Origin of the sequence: Sphingobacterium sp. SYP-B4668 (assembly GCF_027627455.1) — a bacterium.
Lineage (GTDB): Bacteria > Bacteroidota > Bacteroidia > Sphingobacteriales > Sphingobacteriaceae > Sphingobacterium.
Genome location: NZ_CP115483.1, coordinates 3028887 through 3050062, shown reverse-complemented (window position 1 = coordinate 3050062; position 21176 = coordinate 3028887). Strand labels below are relative to the sequence as shown.

The following is a 21176-nucleotide window of genomic DNA, read 5'->3' as shown; positions in this document are numbered from 1 at the left end:
TGGTATATTTGCATTCTAATTCAATAGGCAATGCTTACAAAAGCAGAAAAAACAAAACAATTTATACTGGAGACAGCAGTACCCCTTTACAATGAGAAAGGGATATCAGGTGTGAACATAGATGATGTCCTTGCAGCTACAAAACTGACAAAGGGATGTCTTTACGGTCATTTTGAAAACAAAGAAGACCTTTCCGAACAGGTTATAGACCTGGCGCTAAGGATGGTATCGGACAAAGTGCGGCTTGCTGTTTCCAAAGGCAAGTCGGCAAAAAACAAAGTATTTGCTTTTATGGATTTTTACAAAGATCCTATCCAGAGCTACATCCCGGGCGGATGTCCCATATTCAATACGGCAGTTGAAGCCGACGATAATTATCCCGGTATGAAACAAAAGGTTGCCAAAGTGTTCAGGGCCGGTCAGGAAGAGCTTGTCGCTCTACTTCAGGAAGGAATTGACAATAAGGAGTTTTCAGATAAACTTGATCCTGCCGTCTTTGCTTTCAAAATGGTAGCAGCCATAGAAGGCGGAATCGTGATGTGCAGGACCATGGATACCATTAAACCTATGTTTGGACTTATCAAAAATCTCAAAGCAGAACTTGACCAATATTCATTATAATTTTTTAGTTTAAAATAGACTAAAAAGTATATTTTAAACTTGATAACAGACTGAAAAATACAAATTACCTAAATGGAAAATACCATGAGTGACAAATTGATTTTCGAATCATACAGCCTAAACGGCTTACTATTAAAGAACCGTATGGTCATGGCTCCCATGACACGTAGCCGTTCCAACAACCCGGAAAATGTGGCTACTGAACTGACTGCGAAATATTACGGGCAACGAGCTTCCGCAGGACTGATCATTACCGAAGGGACTTTCGTCAGTGAAGAGGCTATCGGTGTGGTTAACGTACCAGGAATCTATACCACCGCTCAGGTAGAAGGCTGGAAGCTTGTAACCAATGCCGTGCATCAGGAGGGTGGTGCCATTTTTGCCCAATTATGGCATACTGGGGCATATTCGCATCCTGACCTGCACAATGGTAAAAAACCTTTGGCACCTTCAACGGTTAATCCAGACCAGCAGGTATTTACAGCAGAGGGGTTTAAGCCTTCAGAGGAACCACAGGCGATGACCCTTGAAGACATCAAAAGGACTATTCGTGATTTCAAACAGGCGGCAGTCAATGCTTTTGAAGCCGGGTTTGACGGGGTGGAACTGCATGGCGCAAATGGCTATTTATTACAGCAGTTTTTTAGTCAGAATACCAATAAACGTAAAGATGAATATGGCGGATCAGTGGAAAACCGTGCCCGCATTCTCTTTGAGATCCTGGACGAACTAAAGGAAGTCGTTGATATTAACCGTGTAGGTGTTCGCTTAAATCCATCACTACATGGCATCATGGGGATCTTGACAGATGGGGAAACCATCGCCCTGTATGACTACATCATAACCAGGCTGAACGACTATGATTTAGCCTACATCCACCTGATAGAGCCATTTACGGATGTTTCAGAGAATCCGGATGCGGTACAGGAAGTGGCCAGGCACTTCCGTAAACTGTATAAGGGGGCTATCATCATCAACAGGGGATTTAATAAAGAAACGGCCAATAAAGTCCTGAATGATAATGATGCCAATCTAGTATCCTTTGGTGTTCCCTTCCTTGCAAATTCGGATTTGGTAGAACGCTTCATGACCGACGCACCGCTTAACCAGCCTGATCAGGCAACCTTTTATACGCCTGGTGAAAAGGGATACACAGATTATCCTATCCTAAATAAATCACACAGCTAATTTTCAACTCAAATAAATATATAATGAAAACAACAGGAAATACCGTGTTCATCAGCGGAGGAAGTGCCGGGATCGGTTTGGCTATTGCTAAAAAACTAAGTGAGGCCGGCAACAAAGTAATTATTAATGGACGCAACAAAGAACGCTTACAGAATGCCTTAAAAGAATTGGACAATGCCGTAGCTATACAGGGAGACTTATCAGTGGAATCTGAACGTATCCGTATTGCCGAAGAATTAGCAGTGCAGCATCCGGATGTAAATATTGTGATAAACAATGCCGGGGCTGCTTATATGAACGATTTGAGTGAAAGCAATAACAATGCAGCCGAAAAAGCCTATCAGGAAATCAATACCAATTACATCAGTGTGATTCATTTCACATCACTGCTATTGCCGCAACTTTTACAACAGGAAGAGGCCGCTGTCGTTAATATTTCTTCGATCGCCGTGTTCAGGTCTAATAAATACCTGCCAACCTACTCTGCCAGTAAAGCGGCACTGCACAGCTATACCCAAGGCCTGAGGGATACTTTTGCAGATAACGACAAGTTGAATGTTTATGAAGTGTACCCGCCTTTGGTCAATACCGAGTTCTCAGCAGAAATTGGTGGAGCAAACGGGATTCCACCAGCAGAAGTAGCGGATGAATTGTTTATGGCTTTAGAAAAAAATCAGTTTGAAGTTCCGGTTGGAGACACTAAAAAAATCCATGCTCTTATGGACCCGATTACAGCACATATTCCCCATTAATCGATAGGTATAACCTCAAGATTATGAACTTAAAAGAAAAAACAATCCTGATTACAGGCGGAGCATCAGGCATAGGATTGGAAGCTGCAAAACAATTTTTGGCAATTGGCACAAAAGTAATCATCACCGGCAGGACCCAGGCCAAACTAGATAGGGCTAAAAAACTGCACCCTGCTCTCATCGTCATAAAAAGTGATGCAGGAAATGAAGAAGACGCAGCATCTCTATTTAATAAAGTAAAAGAATTGGGCGGTATCGACATCTTGTATAATAATGCTGCCGTGCTTGTTCCACCATCTAATTTGGGTATTGCAAATGACAAACATACCGAAGGTGCTGCATACGAAATGGAAGTCAATTACCTTGGGGTCATCAGGCTAAACAATTTCTTTATGGGCATGCTCCAGTCAAGGGAAGAGGCTGCGATAATCAATACGACATCGATACTGAGCCAGGCCCCATCGCTCATTGAGGCTACCTATTCGTCATCTAAGGCAGCACTGGCCTCCTATACGGTGTCGCTCCGTGAACATTTAAAGATCATTGGCAGTAAGGTAAAAATATTTGAACTGATCCCCCCGCTTGTCGCTACAGAAATGACCGCAGACAGGGAAGGCAAAAAAATATCTCCAGAAGAAATGGTCAAAGGCCTGATACATGGTTTACAAAAAGACCGTTATACCATCCGGGTGGGCGACGCAAAACTATTTAACCTGATCAACAGGTTTTTCCCAAAACTTGCCTTTGGATTGCTTAATCCAAAGAAGGGCCATCAACTTTTAAGGAAATAGAAGTAAAGATTAAATCATTAATACTGATAACATGAATCAGACAATTCTAATAACAGGAGCCTCATCAGGGTTTGGACTTCTGGCAGCAAACAAGCTATATCAAAGTGGCTATAACGTGATCGGTACAAGCCGAAATCCTGAAAAATATCAGTCTCAGGTACCCTTCAAAATGTTGGCATTAGATATAACGGACGACAGCTCCATCCAATCTTTCGGCAAGCAACTATTTTCTGAAATCGGTAAATTGGATGTACTTATAAACAATGCGGGTTTCTATCTGTCGGGACTGGCTGAAGAAACTACCATTGAGCAGGGAAAGCAACAGTTTGAGACCAACTTTTGGGGAACCGTAAAACTTACCAATGAGTTGCTTCCCTATTTCAGAAAACAACTTTCTGGCAAGATTATCACATTAGGTTCTATTATGGGATTGATCAGCCTTCCGGGCGGTGCTTATTACGCTGCCACCAAGCATGCCCTTGAAGGCTATTTCCAGGCTTTGCGATTTGAATTAAATGAATTTAACATAAAGGTAAGTATGGTCGAGCCCGTGGGTTTTAAGACCAATATCGTCTCTAACTCCATGGTTGCGGAAAATAAAATAGCTGATTACGACAGTTATCGTAAAACGCTTGAAGATTATACGAAGGATCTGTTTACAAAATCAGAAGAGCCTACCGCCGTTATCCAAACCCTTTTAAAACTGGTTGAAAGCAAAAACCCAACATTCAGTCATCCAGTGGGTAAAGGATCTATCTTATTTCCTGCAATACAGTATTTTTCTTTCAAAACGTTTGAAAGCGCAATCATCAAAAATATCAATAAATTTAAAAGATAAAAACCAGCACCAATATGAAAGCATTCATAATAAAAAAATACGGCAAAAAAGAAAGCATTCAGCTTGCTGAAATACCCGTGCCGAAGGTGGCAGCCAACGAAGTTCTGGTTGAGGTTTATGCCAGTGGATTAAACCTGTTGGATTCCAAGATCAAGTCAGGGGAGTTTAAACTGTTCCTTCCCTACAAATTTCCATTGATTTTAGGTCATGATGTAGCGGGTATAATTACCCAGGTTGGAAAAAGTGTAAAGCAGTTCAAAGTGGGCGATGAGGTGTATGCCCGCCCGACAGATTTCCATATTGGAACATTTGCCGAATACATTAGTATCAACGAAAATGATGTGGCATTTAAACCACGGAACATCACCATGGAAGAAGCAGCATCTATTCCGCTGGTCGCTTTAACCGCTTGGCAGGCTTTGGTAGAAACCGCAGGGCTGAAAAAGGGGCAGAAAATTTTTATTCAGGCTGGTTCTGGTGGTGTGGGTACAATTGCCATACAATTGGCAAAACAGCTGGAGGCAACGGTCGCTACCACTGCCAGTGAAAAAAGTTTTGAAATGCTCAGAAACCTTGGAGCGGATGTTTTGATCGATTACAAGACGCAGGATTTTGAAACCGTTTTGAAAGATTACGATGTGGTGCTCAATAGCCAGGATACAAAGACACTTGAAAAATCATTGCGGATCTTAAAGCCGGGCGGAAAGGCCATTTCTATTTCAGGTCCGCCAACACCAGATTTTGCCAGAGCAGTTAAGGCGCCTTGGTTTGTGAGGCTCATTATCTCGCTCCTTAGTTTTGGTATCCGAAAAAAAGCAAAAAATCTGGATGTGGATTACTCTTTTCTCTTTATGAAATCGGATGGAAAACAATTACAGCAGATTACAAAACTGATCGAATCGGGTATTATCAAACCGGTACTGGATAAGGTATTCCCATTTAAAGAAACGAACGATGCGCTATCCTATATAGAAAGTGGGCGGGCGAAAGGAAAGGTAGTTGTCAAAATAAAATAAAATAAAACAGTTGTGAAGTGGTGGTGACTTAGATTAAGCCAAAATTGAATCCATTGGCGTAAACTATGCGGTGCACGTTACATTGGCATTCTGAGCAAAATGTACGCATTTGCGTACATGAAAGTCAATTGCATGAGATTTATTATATACTATTTACTTTTGCGGCCCAACAATAATCTTCCAATTCTTCATGTCTTCTGTTTATCGTAGCTATCATTCCGGTCTAAAACTCCAATATGCCAGTGGTAAACTACAATCTGATATTAACAATACCATTCCACGCTCCACCAAACAAAGATGGAAAGGTAAAAATATTCAATCCTTCTGGACACCTTATCCTCTAAAGGAGGACAGGTTAGATAACGGTCATCTGCTTCGGTTGGAAAAAGAAAATGCGAAGTTGAAGGTTCAGGTAAAGTCTCTTTTCTATTTGGTTTCGATCTATAAAGATTTGACTGCATTGTCATCCGTTAAATCTAACCAGGTATTGAAAGTCAAGAGAGGTGTCGAACTGCTCATGCGTTCTTGTAATGGAAGTGGATTCGAAAAACTGATATGGAGATACCTTCCTTTTTCCTTCAAGCAATGGAAGGCGTGGAGTGGGCAGAAACATTGCGTTAATTCCCTGCAAGGCTATTGTCGCAAACAAAACCCACAACAGCTTTCTATTTCAGAACAGGAAATAATAAAAACAGGATGTTCAAATAAAGAATATGAACATTGGCCACTTAGTGGTATCTATTATCAGCTGTTAAGGGATCAAAAGGTTCATTGCAGCCTTAGCACATTTTATAAATATTGCAGGCTGTTGAACATTACCAGGGTGCGTGTCAAGAACCCTAGAAAGTACTCTCCTTATCGCACAGATGCGCCATTGAAGGTATTGCACCAGGATATCACAATATTCAAAACCATCAATGGAGTCAAGCATTATATCTATGTTATCCGTGACAATTTTAGCAGGGCTATCCTTGCCTGTAAGGTAGCCACTGAATATAACAGTGAAGTAGCCAGACAAACTTTAGAAGATGTGCTCCAAAAGCATGATCTGATGAACAGGGAAGGAGCACTTGTAACTGATGATGGAATGGAAAACAAAGGAAAGCTGGAAGAGTGGATGAACAAGCCCGGCCTGCTTTGGAAGAAACTGATTGCACAGCTTGATATCATCCAAAGCAACAGCATGGTTGAAGCTGCCAATAAAATACTTAAATACCGCTTTCTTTATACAAAGCAGGTTGCCAATACTGATGAGCTGATCATCGTACTGAAAAATGCTGTGAGAAGCTATAATCAAATACCGAATGCTCAGTTATATGGATTTACACCCTATGAGGTTTTAGCCGGAGCTGTACCGGACAAACATCATTTTAAGACTCAAATAGCATTAGGTATAAAACAGCGGTTAACAGAGAACCGGAACTTTCCTTGTAAGATGGTTTGTCAGACATAAAACCATTAAACATCCAAAGTTCTTTTACATAGTTGTCTTTCAAATTGAACTGTGAAGGATACCTATGTTCGATAGGTTCTACATAATTGTAATCTGGGTTACCCTAAAAAGTAAAATGTACGCATTTGCGTACATTTTACCTCGTAATTACCATAGAATGTGCAGGGAAGGACAGATAGCCTCAGCTAAAGTGGCAATGGCCAGGCTTTCTTCACCACAGTTATACTACGTGTTGAGCGGCAATGATTTCACCTTGGATATCAATAATCCGGATGCGCCAAAGTTGGTCTGCATGGGCAACAATCCCCAAAAAGTACAGATATATGGAGCGGTATTGTCCTTGTATGTAAACAGGTTGATCAAACTCGTGAACCAAAAAGGAAAGCTCAAGTCCTCACTGGTATTTGATGAGTTTCCCACCATCTATCTAAACGGGATAGACAGCCTGATCGCCACGGCAAGGAGCAACAAAGTAGCGACTTGTCTTGGGATCCAGGACCTATCTCAGCTCCGAAAAGATTACGGTAAGGAAGAGGCCGATGTCATAATGGGCATCGTTGGGAATATCGTATCTGGACAGGTAACAGGTGATACGGCAAGGCTATTGTCCGACCGGACCGGAAAGATCATGCAGGACCGGCAGAGCCTTTCCATCAACAGGAACGACACCTCCATCAGCAAATCCAAGCAATTGGAATCAGCAGTGCCTGCCTCCAAGATATCAGCGCTCAGCAGCGGTGAGTTCGTCGGAATGGTAGCCGACAATCCCGATGAACTAATCCACCTTAAAGCCTTTCATAACAAAATCCAGAACGACCATGCCGCTTTAGCCGCCGAGGAAAAAGCGTATAAACCTATCCCCGTGATCCGCAAGATAGACAGCCAAATGGTCCAACGTAATTACAACCAGATACGGGAAGAGGTACAAGAAATAGTCAATGCCGAGATACAACGAATGATGAATAACCCAGAATTGGAAAGATTGATTGTCAGGAAATGATTTATTGCTTAATTAATTTGTTTTAAATCCAGTCCCTAGAATCCTAGTGGCCATTAAGTTAAAAAAATAAGGTCAAATTAATGAGGGCCTTCTTCATTACGATAGGAAGAATCTTATTCTCGTTCAAAACAAAGGTATTTATTAAATGGTTTTGCAAGCTCTAAGTCTGGAACCCACGAAAAATGTCTACCATAGCTCTTACCTTCATAAGATCTTATGTGGTCCGCAATATCCTTTCCAAACAAGTAATATGCTTCTTGAGCAAAAGCCTCGAGTTCGTCCCACTCAAGATGTGGTTTTTCTGCGCCCATGCTTTCTGGGCCAGTAGTTTTCCATGCTTTTTCAAAGTCTTTTAAGAATTTGTACCTACGGTCAAATAAGTCATCATTCCTTTTTCTCTTAGCTAATTTGTAATTTTTAACGCCTATATAAATTGCAATAATGGCAACTATTGGAGATAAACTCGCTGCAAATAAGCTTACTATATCTTTTAAATCTTGATTCATCTTCCTTCTTTTAGGATGTGTAACATACTTAAATTTATCTGGACAATTGTTCTATGGACTTATGTGACAAAGTAAATTTACCACTTTTTGCATTCTATTTTTAAGCTAATAATTGAAGGGCATTTAGCGGTATCAACCCATGTTTTTCTGTTTGAATCGCCTTCTTAAAATTAGCAGATCCCGTTGCCACAGTTCCAATGACTTTTCCCACAAGTAATTATCCGAATCGATTGCAGATGAAATGCTGTACCTTGAGTTGCACCTGATTCGCTTCCAATATAAATACATCATTGAACACCTGCATCAACATCAAATTTGGGTTTGAATGAAGTTAGCATAAGCAAATTTAGATTATTTAATAGATGCTACAATTTAAGAGATAACTAAGAGTCCAGATTATTGCCCTTGATGTGCAGAGAGGGGTTCGGTTATTATTTCGATTATCAGTTCTACGTCTTTGTCCACAAGGGTTTTGTCAGCCCAACTTCCTTCGTAGGCAATATTCCAATCAAACCGATTAAACGTAAAATTTGCTCTAAAAACGCTATCTTTTTGATAAGCGAAAAATTTTATATTCTTCGTAACCTCTCTTATCGAAAGGTTCCCTGAAATTCTAAGACTGTCACTTCCTACTTTTTGAATATTGGTTAACTCTAATACTGATTGTGGGTACTCTACAATATTAAAAAAGTCAACGCTTTTCAGATGGTTAAGCAGATTGTTTCGAGCAATTATTTCGTGTGTGGGCATATCAGTTACGTCAATGGTTTCCATAGCCACTATGAAGTTTCCACCAACTAATTCATCATTCCTAGTTAGAAAAAAACCATTTTTAAATGAAAAAATACCTGTTCGACGTCGTGCCCCGCGCATTTCGGTGGCAATCCAGTGGATTACAGATTTTTGAACATTCATTCTTAGCGTGTCGGCTTTAACATCTTCGCTGTTTTCAATGACTGGATTTACTATCGCTTTTGGTGCATCAGAAGTATGTTTGCCTATACAAGAAAACATCAACAAAAAGACAGGTAAAAAATATATCCTATTCATAATTTGGGATGTTTTTACCTAATATAATATTTCGTTTAATGGTCAAAATTTTATTTTCAACCTGTGGGTTTACAATTCCTGAACCACCCCTGTTTTTCAACCTATTTCTTATGCTTTGAGTCAATAATGGGTCGTCTTCAAACAGATATTCGTCAAGATAGTATTCATTTTTGTCAGATTCTTTTATCGTGATGTGAAGGTGTTCGGATTCGCTACCATCGGGATATGGGGCAGGTCTGAATGTATAGAATGTATATTGGCCGTCTTTTCCCGTTTTGACCCAACCCCGAATAAACCCATGTCGTTCAGCCCAGCCTGTTTCATTTCCTTTGGTTTCATAAATACCCTGTCTGTTCGTGTGGTATATATAAATAAGAACATTTTCTGCTGGCGTTATACCATCCGGTTTAAAAACGGTACCCGTTATTTTCAATTTTGGTTCATTTTGTTGAAATTCGGGAAGGGTGTCCATTGAAGATAATATTTTGCTTTCATATTCATAGATTGCTTCGCATCCCTCGCAAGCTCCACCAACTTTTTTTGTGCTTTGTGCCTGACAAGATGTTAATGCCGATATTATCGTTAATAGCAAGAAGGGAATAACTTTAATTTTTAAATCCATAGTTTGTCGTTTTTAAATGTATTTACCGACAATATTATGGCTATAAAAAAGAGTATGAAAATCAAATCGTCTCAGCCGATGAGTTTATATGCCAACCCGATGACCTGTATTGAATTGCTTTTTAAAATCAGTCGCATAGGTTCTACTTAACCTAACAGAAATACCATTTGCCAATTGCAAATCATAATCGCCATTTAATCGGGATTTGAACGAAATAACTTTTGAAATGTTTACTACGGTGGATTTGTGTATCCTTACAAAGATATTTGCATCCAACTGTTCACAAATAGATTTCAACGTTTCCGAGTGCAAATATTTCTTATTCTCAAGATGAATGGATATATAAGGTGTAGCAGAAGTGATTTTCACAATATCTTGTACGCTTACTGTTACATTATCCTTCCCATTATTGACGATAATTGTGTCTAACAAAAACTTACTTTCTGCAATGGATGTATTTACTATCCGGTTTGAAATATACTTGTAACCCAATACAAAGATCGTATAGACAATGACCAATTTATAAAAATCGTTTGCTATCGTATAGGAAAAGAACTTGAATATGTCGTATCTCCCGTCATAGAAAAATACAGATACAACCTTAGTAACAAAAGGTAAAATGAAAAGATGGGCTACAAGGGGTGAAACAATGAATATGAAAATTTTGGCAACACCATTGAGTGTCTGATTCTTTAATCTTCGGTACAGAGTCATTAATATCGGGACGAACAATAACCAAACGGTTTTAAACAGCAGGGATTCGCTGAGGTAGAAGTTGTAACCACTTCTCTTTGATTCCAAGAAGTCTTGAATAATTGTTATTCCTATAATAAACAGGAAAACTCCGGAAAGTATTATGAATAATTTCTTTGTGTCAAGGTAAAATCTTGATGTGGATTCGGTATTTGAAATCGAGTAAAGCATACGTTGTTATCTTTGACCTTTCTTTGTTTTGCAATCGACAATTTCCTTCTTAAACAAATATAATAAAAAAGCATTTACGATTAATGAGGCCAATAATATCCAAAATAGTTTCAAAGATCGATTTTATAATTCGGGCAATAGTATCATTACTTGTCAAGCAAAATTCTGAAAAAACTTCCTTTTAATATTGTTTGCTGCTTAACATTTTTTGTCAAAAGTATTATCATCCTTCCTGCAATGCTTAATCTGAAAATATGCAAGACTTGATAAACAATTATTCCATAATCATATCGACGACTTCTTCAGGATCAGCGCCATATATAGTCCAAAGCTCTTCTAGGGTAGTCGCTTTTTCAAGCATTATCCCGTTCTTTTTTAGGTTTTCAGATGCCTTTTAATAATTGATATCTAATGCTTTGAAAGTATGCTGGATAGGTGCTTTTACGAGCCGGGGGATAATGATCGTGTCAACCCGAGGATAGAACCTCTCGCTAATAATCAAGGCTATCGATATCGCCACCCCCCCCCCAATAAAGCAGGGAGGAAAACACCTCTTTTGAAATGGATTTTCAGGGCGCCCTACGGTATGGGCTCTTTGAAAAACATGCCGTTCCTTTTTTCATCATCGACCTGCCAACATGGAATTTTGATGTGCATATCAATATTTTTAAGGTGAGCGATAGGGAGGCTAGGGACAGTTGGCTGAATGCGGAAGGCAATATCATCAACCTATACTTGGTGGATGCAACCACCAACATCCTGCATGGGATGCGTAATATTTCTGTTTCGAAACCGGTTTCCGAAGAGATCCGGGATATCCTCGAAGCACAGCTCAGCACGAATGAAAAGGACACGGAGGTAGAACAAAAGATAGGGCAGGTACAGTCCTCGCTATCCACAGATGCCATGATTAACAGCGGCAAAATGTTTCAGGTTTAAGCAGCTATTGATACCCGAAGACCTTCACTCGTGAACATCTTCTGTTTCTATTTGTAGTTTTTTTCAAAAATACCGACATTGTAATGATACTTCAAATGGCTTATCGAATCGTTAAGCCATTTGAAGTATCATTGTTTCAATATTGAAGTTTTTGGCCTGTCCAGCCCGTAGTCCGAAGAAACTGTTCCCAAGTAAGGCTTTGGGGATTTACGTTCCGGCTCCATTCCAGGTCACGGTCTGCGCCAAAATAGCCATATTCGACAGCGTAGGTAGCCATGCCCAATAGCTCCCTTACCAAATCCTCGTTGGAACTAAACTCAGGGAAATGAGCAAGCATTTCTTTGCGGGTATAGGCGGAACTATAGACCGCCTTTTTTCCGGTAACCCGCGTAAAAGTATCTACCATCTCTTGGGGGGAAATCATATCACCGATCACAGGGAGTGACTTGCCGGAATAATGCTCCGGGTCGGAGAAGATTTCCAAAACAGCAGGCCCGGTGGCGGTAAGGGGATCAACAAATGGTGCACGGAAGTGTTGAGGCAGATAAACCGGAAATACGAGGGCGTCGCCTGCTAATTTTGGCGTATAGAATTCCAACAGATTGGTGAAGAAGAAAGCCATGTAGATGAACGAGCTAGTTACGGGTAGGGTGCGGATATAGGCTTCCACCTTGGCCTTGTCCGTAAAATGGGGAGCGAACAATTTCCCCGCTGATATCTTGTCCACGTTTTCCAAACTGCTGAAAACGATATGCCGTACACCGGCCTCAACGGCAGCATCCGCAAGTTGCTTGCCTAGTTCAAATTCGTGGATAGCGGGAGGGGCAAGGTTTGGTGTCATCAAGAAAGCACCGGCAGAGCCCCGGAAGGCCTTCACATACTGTTCTTGATGCCCCATGTCAAGTGGTAAATTGATTAGCTCAGCTCCGAGTTCGGTCAATTTAAGGGCTTCCGGTGAATGGACCCTGCGGGTAATGCCGCGTACACGGTAGCGGCCGCTCTCCAGTAGCGAAAGTGCCACACTAAATCCCTGCTTGCCCAAAACACCGACAATGGTGATGAGCGGCTTGTCCGTTTGTGTCATTGCTTCAAGTCCTTTCAAAGTAAATTCCATTTCTTTAGTATTTAGTAAAACCAATCAACTATAATTAGTATAGTTGCAAAACTATTTTTAGTATCTTAAATTTGCAATAACTATCAAAATGGATAGGTCGAATAAAAGTGTAAGATGAAGACTGAATGTATTGCTGAGCAAGTAAAACTCAACGGGAAGATCTATCCCTGTACGGTAAGCCTGACAATGGATCTGGTAGGCGGAAAATGGAAGGCCGTCATTCTATACCATTTAAAGGACGGGCCCAAAAGATATAACGAGCTTCGAAAGGAAATGCCGTCGGTGACCGAAATGACGTTGAGCCTCCAATTAAAGCAATTGGAGAAAGACGGACTGATACGAAGGGAAGTATATGGGGAAAAGCCGCCTATCAAGGTCATCTATAGCTTGACCGATTTCGGGAAAAGCTTTGTCCCTGTGTTGGAAGCAATCACAAAATGGGGCAATCAGGTCGTAGATGATTATGGGGAGTTTGTACAGGCCCCTTAGTATTAGAAAGATTTAATAGGATAATGACAATGTTCAAAAGCAAGAATATAATTACCGTTCAACATCCCGAATCCGTTCATCATACGAACGGGATGATCGGGTCTTGGACAGACTGGCAACTGACGGATAAGGGAGTCCAGCAAGCAGGGAACATTGCAGATCACCTCATATCAGAAATTCAGGAGCGCACCTTTTCGATTTATGCATCGCCACTTATCAGGACAAAACAAACGGCGGATATCATTGGCGAAAAACTAAATATAGTCCCTCGGCTGACAGATGCGTTAAAAGAAAGAAGCCTGGGCAAAGCCATTGGAAAATCGGTACAATGGCTGAAGGAGAATATCCAAAGGGAGGAGAAAACGATTTATGACAAATGCTTCGATGATGCCGAATCTAGGTTTGATGTGTGGCAAAGGTTATTGCCTTTTTATGAATCGATAGTCAACAATGAAGAGGAAAATATGATCATTGTTTCTCATGGGGACACACTAAGCGTATTCAACGTGATGTGGCTCGGATTTGGCGCAGAAGCGCTGAATGCAATAGATTTATATGGTATCAGCGGAGGGGTTTCTTTTTTACATCAATCCACCGATGGCAAAAGAAAAATCGGAAGATTAAGCGACACATCCTTTTTAACGGGTATTTCTGGAAAAAACAGGGCTGACCGATTTGAGCCCTGATTAAGGTCAAGAAAGTCAATAATACAATTACCTGGCTTTTATTGTAAATTAGTAACGAAGTATAAATAAGTTAGTGCATGAAAATTAAAAGAAATGTATATCTGATTTTGTTGATCACGATGTTTTGTCTGTCATGTGGCCAGAAGCAACAAAACCAAAGTAGCTTTCCAGCAGAAAATATGATGATAAGAATTGCGGAAATAGAAATCGAGCCCAACTACCTTGATGAATATACTGCGATTCTCAAGGAAGAAGCGGAAGCTTCCGTAAGATTAGAGCCTGGAGTCATTTCAATTTATCCGATGTTCCAAAAAGAAAATCCAACACACGTAAGAATATTGGAAATCTATGCGGACGAAGAAGCATACAAAGCACATTTGCAAACACCTCATTTCAAACATTACAAAACGGCAACTACCAATATGATTAAATCGTTGAAGTTGATAGAAATGGATGCTATGGATGGACAGGCAATGCCCCAAATATTTAAAAAGTTAGGTCAATAAAGACCGCGTATACCCGATTTATTTAATTTAGATTCCTGTATGCATGGGTAGAAAATCAGGTTTCTTTCTCAACAAGGTCCCCGAAATAGTTGGATGATAAATTGAGTTTACCAGCAAGATATAGTATGTCGGGATGTCCACCTTTTAAAGGAGGTAAGGATTGCGCAGGGACCCGGATTTTTCCAAAATCTCCTTAATAATTTATCTCGGCTTATAAGCGGTCGGCAATAGAAGCGTTCCAATACTCCGGAACGCTCCAAGTTAGGTGTGATGTTAATATAAGATAAGGTCCTCCTTGACCTCCTTGACTGCTTTCTTTTTGATGTCGGACACTTCGGAACGGAGCGCTTGCGAAAGCACTTTTACCTCCTGCATGGCCTTCCGTAATCGGGTACCGGCAGCACTATTCCCACTCTGGAAGAATTTCTCGGCATCGTCTTCAAAAATCGAAATGACATCCTTTAGTTTGTAATAGTTTTTCATAACTATGGTTTTTTCAAATATAGGAGTTGCGATGCTGTTTGTCAAGTGGGTTTCAGCGGGGCTCCTCCTTGAAATCCGCGTAAGGAACACTTGCGAGCGTTATATGCAAATAAATAATAGCTGTCAAAATTTCAGAGTAGCTGATTTTTTTTCAGCCATTTGGATTTGGCATATTCTTTGGTTTGGAAAAATTAAAGGCTTTAAAAGCCGATTGAAGTTCATTATTTATTGTTTTACTTATTTAAAAAAGGAGGTTGATTATGTCACTCATGAGAAGAAGGGGAAGCTCGTTACCTGCTATCCCTGCGATTTTGGACGATTTCTTTGACCGGGAGCTTTTTAACTGGGGCAACAGTAATTACTCGGCAACCAGCACAACGGTGCCGGCCGTAAACATTCGGGAAACGGCCGAAAGCTTCGAGGTGGAGTTGGTCGCCCCGGGTATGGATAAAAAAGACTTCCAGATCTCGTTGGACGGGAACACACTGACCATCGCATCCCAAAAAGAGCAGGTGGACGAAAAAAAAGAGGAAGGGTACACACGAAGGGAATTCAGCTACCAATCCTTCCAACGAAGCTTGGTGCTCTCCAAAGGGGTGGTGAACGAAGAAGGTATCGTCGCTAAATACGAGAACGGTCTTTTGATGCTGACCATTCCCAAAAGGGAAGAAGCGAAAAATAAAGGACCGAAGCAAATCGAGATTACTTAAGATGTCGAAGCCGTCTCTATTTGTAGAGACGGCTTCCTTAATTTACCACGGGAAGATTAAATAGAGGGACCAAGAACAAACTTAATTGGATGTGCCCTTCCTTTACAGGGGATTCAGGAATTAATCATTGCAATAGATCTGTGATCATGAAACCAACTTATTTTATAACGATAAACATGAAAGTAGGGCGGGACACGATGGAATACGCTCGATTTTATATCGGGAACGATAAAGATGCTGCCCTGACAAGTTTCGTAAGATGTTCCGGTGAAGCCAACACCATTTCCCTTGGGATGCTCCGACTGGACCTCATAGAGAGAAATCAAGATAAAGATGTGCTTTTGGCGCATAAGGTCTGTACGCTGAAACAGCTGGAACACAATTGCAGGATCATAACCGTGGATGCGTTCAAGTACTTCAACCTCGAGAGTTAACGGCAAACGGGGATAGAAATGTAAATTTTTCAAAACTTGTCACATTTTTATCCTTAGACTTGTCTACCTTATTAAATCAAAAAATGGACGATTGGAAAGTGTTGGACAAAAAGCTGTTTCCTTATGCTTACAACATCTTGGGTAATATCGACGATAGCCAAGATGTCATTCAGGATGTATGGATACGCTATAATGAAAAAGACCTCGGTTCAATTTCGAATCAAAAGGCCTATCTGGTAAAGGCGGTAATCAACCAGGCGATAAACCAGAAAAAGAAAAACGACAGGGAAAGGCAAAAGAAAATCATACTGCCGGAACCAATAGTGACCAATCAAGGGGAACAGAAAATTGAATTGGAGGAAATACTGAACTATTCATTGCTTGTGTTACTGGATGCACTAAACGTAAAAGAAAGAGCCGTTTTTCTGCTGAAAGAGGCGTTCGATTACGAACACGATGATATAGCCGAAATATTGGCCATCTCCGTAGAAAATTCCCGACAACTGCTCACAAGGGCTAAGAAGAAATTAAAACTGCGGAAACCGGACGTCGTTACTTCGACCACCAAAGACAGCACGCAACTAGAAAAATATGTGGAAGCAATCCGTAAAGGTGACGTCAATAGCCTGGAGCAAATGCTATCCGATGAAGTGCAGGTCCTGGCGGACGCCGGAAACAAGTTAAAAGCCATAGCACAATTAACCTCGGGAATCAAAGATACGGTTAAGCTGATGACGTATGTATTTGAATGCTATCAAAAAGACCTGGATATAAAAATCGAAGAAATCAACCATCAACCCGCATTGCTATTTTACCGAGGTACGACCTTGATAAATTGCCAAATATTTGAGCTGAACCCGGAACGAAAAGTCATCCGTATTTTTTCGGTTGTGGACCCTGATAAACTGCTGAACATTTAAAATTCTTTCTATCCATTGTCACGTTATGCATGTTGGGATTGTCTTGTTATAAACACATAAATTTTTAGACAATGAAAGAATTTGCATTGATTTTCAGACTAAAGGACATGTCCGACTTCAGGCCCTCGCCCCAGCAGATGCAGGAACGTAGGGATTGGTTAGCAGGAATTGCTTCACAAAACAAATTGGTGGACAAAGGCAACACACTTCTGCCAAATAATGGAAGTGCCAAAACCATAAGGCCCAACGACGTGGTTACCGATGGCGTTCACACCGAAATCAACGAATTTATCAGCGGTTACCTTGTGGTAAAAGCAGATACCATTGAGGAGGCGGTAGAAATCGCAAAAGCGAATCCCATTTTTGACCAGGTAGGGGGAAGCATCGAAGTGAGGGAAGTTTTGAAACGGGATTAAAGTATACCTACATGCCTGTAGTATTTCGAATATAATTTTCGTTTATTTGTCAAGAAGATTATAGATTTATTATGTTATTGCTGAATTGATGAAAAAGAAATTATTTATTCCGTTTCTAAGCGTATTGTTTTTAGCAGTTGTGTCGTGTAAAAGCGAGAATCCCTTTCCAAAACCCCAGCCAGAACCGGAGCCTTATGTAGAACATCCTTGTGCAAAAGCAGGGGATATTTATAAGATTTTCCCAGATACGGTCTTTGTCAATAAAGACGGGCTGTATTTCAAGTTTGAAGATAAGCTCCAAAGGTTGTACTATGATGTGGAAAGCAGTACCTCATTCGCATTGTTTACTTGCGAAGGAAAATTTGACGATCGCAATAAAGCCGCAAATAGTCCACTTTCATGGGAGATCAAAAGAGTTGAACAGGAAAAGCGCGACACGGTGTATGCTACACAAGGAGCTATTCCGATCAACAAGCTCCTTTTACCGAAGGATGTGGATAAGATCTTGACGTTTGGAGACGGAGAAAAAATGGAATATGGTGTTTCCCTGTTAAACTTCAATAGAGATACCATCCAGGCAGGGACCATAACGTTTATTGCTAAGAAGGATTTGAAACTTTAACCTTAAATCCAAAGAAGGGTATTCCCTTCTTTGGATTGACCTATCTATATTAAATCACGGTTTATCCTTCTACTATCCGTTTCCATCTTCTCTATTACCACTTTTCCCATTCTGCTTGTTCAACTGACCACTGGCATTTTCCTTGGCTTCCGCAATGCCAAGGATATTATACTTGGACGAACAGCATGAATATCTTCCGGTTTGCGGTGCATAAAGAATCTTTTCCAAACGTGCCGAACAGAACGAATGGCGGATAGGGTCCACATACGGATTATAAAATCATTTTGATATCTTAGTAAGATGAGAAATCCGAATGAATGGCTGGAACTGGACGGGCGAAAGGCTCCGGTTTACTACATTTGTGGCTATATTCCCTCGAGGCAGGGGGGCGACCCAATCTCGGAAAGTATCTTAAAATTGAAACAGGGCAACTTTACGGCGATACACTTTTGGCTTCGCTACCTGCTGGATGATTTCCTACCGCTGGAAAGCGATCTACAGGATATCATGGTCCGCGCACTAGGCCATCGTGAAATGCAGGTAACTCCCAAATCAGAGGCCCAACAGCCGTTGGCCTACCTATGTGAGAAGACCAGGCGACCATCCCGCATCCGATATCCCTTCCAAATGCTAAAGAAGGTCCGCGAAACGCAACCTTTAAAGTTCCTGACAAAGGAGCAGCGGTGGAACACCTTACAAGATGTATATCAGGTAGGGGACGGGTTTACACGGAGGCAGTTTAGGACGTGTTGGTTCGTAGATGATATCATCACCACCGGCGCAACCGCCAGGGCCGTTTGGAAAGCCCTTTTGGACCAATATCCGGATATCGATTTTAGGGTGTATGCCTTGGCCCGAACGGTATACGACCCGGAATACAACAGCGACTTATCAGCAGATGTACCCTATGGAAGCAGGTGGCAATCGTACTTTCCGGCCGCCGAGGAACCCGCCGAAGGGTACGGGGATAAGCTTCTGGATATCCGCGACCTACCCATGCCTGACTTCTCCAATCAAAATACGTTCTTCCTGTAATTTGCAGGAAAGGGTTTTAATTCAAGGTCATAGGAAGATGTATGCCCGGGACGTTAGATGTAAGATTTACCTATTCATATTTATCATGTTCCCATTTGAAGCATTTTCAAATTCTCTATATTTACCATTATTAATGGTTGCTATTAATTTTAACAATAGTCAGGTGTAAAAGAACAAAATATGAAATTTTCCTTATTACTATTTTTAGTATTTCCTTTAATTCTGTTTGGTCAAAATGATATTCAAAAAATAATTGACCAAGAATATGAAAAAGGGCATTTTAATGGAAGTATTTTATTTTTTCAGGGAAAACAAACACAAAAAATCAACAAGGGATTTTCTAATATTCAGTTTGATGTAGAGATCAATGATAGGACCCGATTTCCAATAGCATCCATAACCAAACTTTTCACATCACTCGCTATTTTACAGCTTCAAGAAAAGGGGTTGGTCGATTTCAAAGACACCCTCGGAAAATTTATTCCTGAACTCCCCGAAAATTGTAAAATCATATCAATACAAGATTTATTAACCCATCATTCCGGATTAGAAAACGAACCCATAAAAGCCGTAGTTAATAAATATTCTCTCGACAGTTACATAAAGGAATTTGCAAAAAAGCCATCAAACGATACGGTAAAATTCAATTATAACAATGTTGACTATGTGCTACTTTCTCAAGTAATCGAAAATATTACAAAGAAAAAATTCTCAAAATCAATCGAAGATTTGATTATCATACCGCTAAAACTGGAAAATACAGGATTTGTAAATGAGAATGAGATTACGAAGCATTTAGCGTACGGTTATCATAACTATTCATTCGGAGAAGGAGAAAAAAATGACCCTCTTTTTAATGATAGAAGATACATCTCCAATTATTACGGAGCAGGTGGGATGTATTCAACTACAGAAGACCTATATAAACTTTTACTTTCGATCAAAAACAATGTACTGATTTCTGAAAACTCAAAAAATAATTTTCTTCTAAAACCACAAACTAACGAGTATGTAGATTGGCTTTCGGGAAAACCTACATTTGGTTTCTACTACGATGATAAATTGAATGTTTATAGAAGAAGTGGAAGTATTGACGGATTTAATTCCGAAATCATGCTAAACGAAAACTTCGACAAAATCTTAATAATTCTTTGTAACACAGACACCGCTGACTTACAAAATCTGGCAAATAGAATATACTTTGTAAAATAAATGGTCCACGTCCTAGGCCATCGCGAAGTAAAGGCGACTCCCCAACCGGAAGCCCAGCAGCCTTTGGGCTACCTCTGCGAAAAGACCAGGCGACCATCCCGAATCCGATATCCCTTCCAAATGCTGAAGCAGTTCCCAGGGTCTTAGCCATTGGATTTATCTTGCAGAATTAAGCCAGTCCTCAAATGTCATTTCAAATTTGATTTCACCTTTTCCATGTACCCCCACTTCTTTCCAACCCGCTTTTCTATAAAATGATTCTGCTCGTGTTCCCGGAGCAGTTCCTAGCCAAACCGTTTGTTTTGTTTTAGTAAAGTACCAATCGACCATCACATCATGCAATAGTCTGCCGATACCTCGATTGTCAAATGCTGGCTGAACAAACAGCGCCCAAATATTATTTTCTTCTAGATCCGCAATTGAAAAGCCGACGATTTGATCCTTTAGCTCACAAACCCAGCCTTTGCCTCTTTCTGTGATAAATACCCTACAATCCTCATCGGTTACCAGGTTGGGATCCGATAAGGTATTTTCTTTCACTGCATTTCTCACGACTTGAATTTGACCGATATCGGCAATGTTCGCCTCTCTAATTAGCATTTGATCAATTATTGAACACCTTTTTTATAATAGGTTTAGCGAATATACAAATTAATGGTCCTGTATTTAATTATCGGCTTTTTCAGTAAGTTGCGTTGCCCCGTCATTCATTCCAATATGGCCCGAACGAAGGTCAATATACCTGCCTATATAACTCCATATAGGTTACCTCATGAAATAGGTCAGGTATTTGGTAAGCGATCGCAGATTTATTTTGTTAAGTTTGGAACTGTAAATTTTTAGGATGTA

At 40.5% G+C, this 21176-nt stretch carries 26 protein-coding genes and 1 pseudogene; 19 read left to right on the top strand and 8 right to left on the bottom strand.

The features are described 5' to 3' along the window. Window positions 1-30 precede the first annotated feature (30 nt). The 8 genes and pseudogenes from OQ289_RS12770 to OQ289_RS12735 all read left to right on the top strand — a co-directional run. Window positions 31-621 (top strand): TetR/AcrR family transcriptional regulator, encoded by a 591-nt coding sequence (locus OQ289_RS12770; protein ID WP_270087243.1) that lies wholly within the window; start codon window positions 31-33, stop codon window positions 619-621. Between the two features lie 72 nt (window positions 622-693). Beyond that, window positions 694-1809 (top strand): alkene reductase, encoded by a 1116-nt coding sequence (locus OQ289_RS12765; protein ID WP_270087242.1) that lies wholly within the window; start codon window positions 694-696, stop codon window positions 1807-1809. 23 nt (window positions 1810-1832) lie between these two features. Beyond that, window positions 1833-2561 (top strand): SDR family oxidoreductase, encoded by a 729-nt coding sequence (locus OQ289_RS12760; RefSeq protein ID WP_270087241.1) that lies wholly within the window; start codon window positions 1833-1835, stop codon window positions 2559-2561. A 23-nt stretch (window positions 2562-2584) separates the two neighbouring features. Continuing rightward, window positions 2585-3352 carry an SDR family oxidoreductase gene (locus OQ289_RS12755; protein WP_270087240.1) on the top strand — a complete coding sequence of 256 codons (768 nt, stop codon included), beginning with the start codon at window positions 2585-2587 and terminating at the stop codon, window positions 3350-3352. 31 nt (window positions 3353-3383) lie between these two features. Beyond that, window positions 3384-4190 carry an SDR family NAD(P)-dependent oxidoreductase gene (locus tag OQ289_RS12750; RefSeq protein ID WP_270087239.1) on the top strand — a complete coding sequence of 269 codons (807 nt, stop codon included), beginning with the start codon at window positions 3384-3386 and terminating at the stop codon, window positions 4188-4190. A 14-nt stretch (window positions 4191-4204) separates the two neighbouring features. Next, window positions 4205-5206 carry an NADP-dependent oxidoreductase gene (locus tag OQ289_RS12745; protein ID WP_270087238.1) on the top strand — a complete coding sequence of 334 codons (1002 nt, stop codon included), beginning with the start codon at window positions 4205-4207 and terminating at the stop codon, window positions 5204-5206. A gap of 190 nt (window positions 5207-5396) precedes the next feature. Next, window positions 5397-6659, top strand: coding sequence for a hypothetical protein (locus OQ289_RS12740; protein ID WP_270087237.1), 1263 nt, complete (start codon window positions 5397-5399; stop codon window positions 6657-6659). A 166-nt stretch (window positions 6660-6825) separates the two neighbouring features. Beyond that, window positions 6826-7659: pseudogene (locus tag OQ289_RS12735) on the top strand (TraM recognition domain-containing protein); the annotation flags it as partial. Between the two features lie 113 nt (window positions 7660-7772). Here the strand turns inward: OQ289_RS12735 and OQ289_RS12730 are convergent. From OQ289_RS12730 to OQ289_RS12715, 4 genes are all read right to left on the bottom strand, one after another. Beyond that, window positions 7773-8165 (bottom strand): hypothetical protein, encoded by a 393-nt coding sequence (locus tag OQ289_RS12730; protein WP_270087236.1) that lies wholly within the window; start codon window positions 8163-8165, stop codon window positions 7773-7775. A gap of 396 nt (window positions 8166-8561) precedes the next feature. Then, on the bottom strand, window positions 8562-9215 hold the full coding sequence (locus OQ289_RS12725) for a YceI family protein (protein ID WP_270087235.1): 654 nt from the start codon (window positions 9213-9215) through the stop codon (window positions 8562-8564). Further along, window positions 9208-9837, bottom strand: a complete 630-nt coding sequence (locus OQ289_RS12720) for a dioxygenase family protein (protein WP_270087234.1) — start codon at window positions 9835-9837, stop codon at window positions 9208-9210. The genes OQ289_RS12725 and OQ289_RS12720 overlap by 8 nt, the downstream gene beginning before the upstream one ends. 84 nt (window positions 9838-9921) lie before the next feature. Next, window positions 9922-10638, bottom strand: a complete 717-nt coding sequence (locus OQ289_RS12715; RefSeq protein ID WP_270087233.1) for a LytR/AlgR family response regulator transcription factor — start codon at window positions 10636-10638, stop codon at window positions 9922-9924. 684 nt (window positions 10639-11322) lie between these two features. Between OQ289_RS12715 and OQ289_RS12710 the strand changes: the two genes are divergently transcribed. Continuing rightward, window positions 11323-11700 carry a hypothetical protein gene (locus OQ289_RS12710; protein WP_270087232.1) on the top strand — a complete coding sequence of 126 codons (378 nt, stop codon included), beginning with the start codon at window positions 11323-11325 and terminating at the stop codon, window positions 11698-11700. Between the two features lie 136 nt (window positions 11701-11836). Here the strand turns inward: OQ289_RS12710 and OQ289_RS12705 are convergent, their stop codons facing one another. Next, window positions 11837-12814, bottom strand: a complete 978-nt coding sequence (locus OQ289_RS12705; protein ID WP_270087231.1) for an NmrA/HSCARG family protein — start codon at window positions 12812-12814, stop codon at window positions 11837-11839. Window positions 12815-12928: 114 nt separating this feature from the next. Between OQ289_RS12705 and OQ289_RS12700 the strand changes: the two genes are divergently transcribed. The 3 genes from OQ289_RS12700 to OQ289_RS12690 all read left to right on the top strand — a co-directional run bounded on the left by OQ289_RS12700 (window position 12929) and on the right by OQ289_RS12690 (window position 14495). Continuing rightward, window positions 12929-13303, top strand: a complete 375-nt coding sequence (locus OQ289_RS12700; protein ID WP_270087230.1) for a winged helix-turn-helix transcriptional regulator — start codon at window positions 12929-12931, stop codon at window positions 13301-13303. Window positions 13304-13332: 29 nt separating this feature from the next. Beyond that, on the top strand, window positions 13333-13989 hold the full coding sequence (locus OQ289_RS12695; protein WP_270087229.1) for a histidine phosphatase family protein: 657 nt from the start codon (window positions 13333-13335) through the stop codon (window positions 13987-13989). A 77-nt stretch (window positions 13990-14066) separates the two neighbouring features. After that, window positions 14067-14495, top strand: coding sequence for a putative quinol monooxygenase (locus OQ289_RS12690; RefSeq protein ID WP_270087228.1), 429 nt, complete (start codon window positions 14067-14069; stop codon window positions 14493-14495). Window positions 14496-14768: 273 nt separating this feature from the next. On the opposite strand, the gene OQ289_RS12685 is transcribed toward OQ289_RS12690, so the two are convergent. Next, the gene (locus OQ289_RS12685) at window positions 14769-14978 is read right to left on the bottom strand and encodes a histone H1 (RefSeq protein WP_270087227.1); all 210 of its coding nucleotides are present in this window, start codon (window positions 14976-14978) and stop codon (window positions 14769-14771) included. 260 nt (window positions 14979-15238) lie between these two features. Between OQ289_RS12685 and OQ289_RS12680 the strand changes: the two genes are divergently transcribed. The 5 genes from OQ289_RS12680 (at window position 15239) to OQ289_RS12660 (ending at window position 18080) form a co-directional block, all read left to right on the top strand. Further along, the gene (locus OQ289_RS12680; RefSeq protein ID WP_270087226.1) at window positions 15239-15688 is read left to right on the top strand and encodes an Hsp20/alpha crystallin family protein; all 450 of its coding nucleotides are present in this window, start codon (window positions 15239-15241) and stop codon (window positions 15686-15688) included. Window positions 15689-15864: 176 nt separating this feature from the next. Further along, a complete protein-coding gene (locus OQ289_RS12675) occupies window positions 15865-16122 on the top strand; it encodes a hypothetical protein (RefSeq protein WP_270087225.1) in 258 nt (85 codons plus the stop codon). A gap of 83 nt (window positions 16123-16205) precedes the next feature. Next, window positions 16206-17042 carry a sigma-70 family RNA polymerase sigma factor gene (locus OQ289_RS12670; RefSeq protein ID WP_270087224.1) on the top strand — a complete coding sequence of 279 codons (837 nt, stop codon included), beginning with the start codon at window positions 16206-16208 and terminating at the stop codon, window positions 17040-17042. A 71-nt stretch (window positions 17043-17113) separates the two neighbouring features. Then, window positions 17114-17458 carry a YciI family protein gene (locus tag OQ289_RS12665; protein ID WP_270087223.1) on the top strand — a complete coding sequence of 115 codons (345 nt, stop codon included), beginning with the start codon at window positions 17114-17116 and terminating at the stop codon, window positions 17456-17458. An 88-nt stretch (window positions 17459-17546) separates the two neighbouring features. Beyond that, complete coding sequence (locus OQ289_RS12660; protein WP_270087222.1) at window positions 17547-18080, top strand: hypothetical protein; 534 nt, start codon at window positions 17547-17549, stop codon at window positions 18078-18080. A gap of 72 nt (window positions 18081-18152) precedes the next feature. Here the strand turns inward: OQ289_RS12660 and OQ289_RS12655 are convergent, their stop codons facing one another. Beyond that, window positions 18153-18344: a hypothetical protein gene (locus OQ289_RS12655; protein WP_270087221.1), complete on the bottom strand. Its 192-nt coding sequence runs from the start codon at window positions 18342-18344 to the stop codon at window positions 18153-18155. 36 nt (window positions 18345-18380) lie between these two features. Between OQ289_RS12655 and OQ289_RS12650 the strand changes: the two genes are divergently transcribed. Further along, window positions 18381-19115 (top strand): ComF family protein, encoded by a 735-nt coding sequence (locus OQ289_RS12650; protein WP_270087220.1) that lies wholly within the window; start codon window positions 18381-18383, stop codon window positions 19113-19115. Between the two features lie 180 nt (window positions 19116-19295). After that, entirely contained in the window at window positions 19296-20327 is a 1032-nt protein-coding gene (locus tag OQ289_RS12645; protein ID WP_270087219.1) for a serine hydrolase domain-containing protein, read from the top strand. Between the two features lie 156 nt (window positions 20328-20483). Here OQ289_RS12645 and OQ289_RS12640 read toward each other — a convergent pair whose 3' ends face one another. After that, complete coding sequence (locus tag OQ289_RS12640) at window positions 20484-20927, bottom strand: GNAT family N-acetyltransferase (RefSeq protein WP_270087218.1); 444 nt, start codon at window positions 20925-20927, stop codon at window positions 20484-20486. Between the last annotated feature and the right edge of the window lie 249 nt (window positions 20928-21176).

Coding starts and splice junctions, on each gene's coding strand:
- OQ289_RS12740 (WP_270087237.1), top strand. CDS start 5,397: ATGTCTTCTGTTTATCGTAGCTATCATTCCGGTCTAAAACTCCAATAT.
- OQ289_RS12660 (WP_270087222.1), top strand. CDS start 17,547: ATGAAAAAGAAATTATTTATTCCGTTTCTAAGCGTATTGTTTTTAGCA.
- OQ289_RS12680 (WP_270087226.1), top strand. CDS start 15,239: ATGTCACTCATGAGAAGAAGGGGAAGCTCGTTACCTGCTATCCCTGCG.
- OQ289_RS12700 (WP_270087230.1), top strand. CDS start 12,929: ATGAAGACTGAATGTATTGCTGAGCAAGTAAAACTCAACGGGAAGATC.
- OQ289_RS12685 (WP_270087227.1), bottom strand. CDS start 14,978: ATGAAAAACTATTACAAACTAAAGGATGTCATTTCGATTTTTGAAGAC.
- OQ289_RS12720 (WP_270087234.1), bottom strand. CDS start 9,837: ATGGATTTAAAAATTAAAGTTATTCCCTTCTTGCTATTAACGATAATA.
- OQ289_RS12670 (WP_270087224.1), top strand. CDS start 16,206: ATGGACGATTGGAAAGTGTTGGACAAAAAGCTGTTTCCTTATGCTTAC.
- OQ289_RS12730 (WP_270087236.1), bottom strand. CDS start 8,165: ATGAATCAAGATTTAAAAGATATAGTAAGCTTATTTGCAGCGAGTTTA.
- OQ289_RS12745 (WP_270087238.1), top strand. CDS start 4,205: ATGAAAGCATTCATAATAAAAAAATACGGCAAAAAAGAAAGCATTCAG.
- OQ289_RS12665 (WP_270087223.1), top strand. CDS start 17,114: ATGAAAGAATTTGCATTGATTTTCAGACTAAAGGACATGTCCGACTTC.
- OQ289_RS12650 (WP_270087220.1), top strand. CDS start 18,381: ATGAGAAATCCGAATGAATGGCTGGAACTGGACGGGCGAAAGGCTCCG.
- OQ289_RS12690 (WP_270087228.1), top strand. CDS start 14,067: ATGAAAATTAAAAGAAATGTATATCTGATTTTGTTGATCACGATGTTT.
- OQ289_RS12770 (WP_270087243.1), top strand. CDS start 31: ATGCTTACAAAAGCAGAAAAAACAAAACAATTTATACTGGAGACAGCA.
- OQ289_RS12695 (WP_270087229.1), top strand. CDS start 13,333: ATGTTCAAAAGCAAGAATATAATTACCGTTCAACATCCCGAATCCGTT.
- OQ289_RS12760 (WP_270087241.1), top strand. CDS start 1,833: ATGAAAACAACAGGAAATACCGTGTTCATCAGCGGAGGAAGTGCCGGG.
- OQ289_RS12765 (WP_270087242.1), top strand. CDS start 694: ATGGAAAATACCATGAGTGACAAATTGATTTTCGAATCATACAGCCTA.
- OQ289_RS12750 (WP_270087239.1), top strand. CDS start 3,384: ATGAATCAGACAATTCTAATAACAGGAGCCTCATCAGGGTTTGGACTT.
- OQ289_RS12755 (WP_270087240.1), top strand. CDS start 2,585: ATGAACTTAAAAGAAAAAACAATCCTGATTACAGGCGGAGCATCAGGC.
- OQ289_RS12725 (WP_270087235.1), bottom strand. CDS start 9,215: ATGAATAGGATATATTTTTTACCTGTCTTTTTGTTGATGTTTTCTTGT.
- OQ289_RS12705 (WP_270087231.1), bottom strand. CDS start 12,814: ATGGAATTTACTTTGAAAGGACTTGAAGCAATGACACAAACGGACAAG.
- OQ289_RS12645 (WP_270087219.1), top strand. CDS start 19,296: ATGAAATTTTCCTTATTACTATTTTTAGTATTTCCTTTAATTCTGTTT.
- OQ289_RS12640 (WP_270087218.1), bottom strand. CDS start 20,927: ATGCTAATTAGAGAGGCGAACATTGCCGATATCGGTCAAATTCAAGTC.
- OQ289_RS12710 (WP_270087232.1), top strand. CDS start 11,323: ATGGATTTTCAGGGCGCCCTACGGTATGGGCTCTTTGAAAAACATGCC.
- OQ289_RS12675 (WP_270087225.1), top strand. CDS start 15,865: ATGAAAGTAGGGCGGGACACGATGGAATACGCTCGATTTTATATCGGG.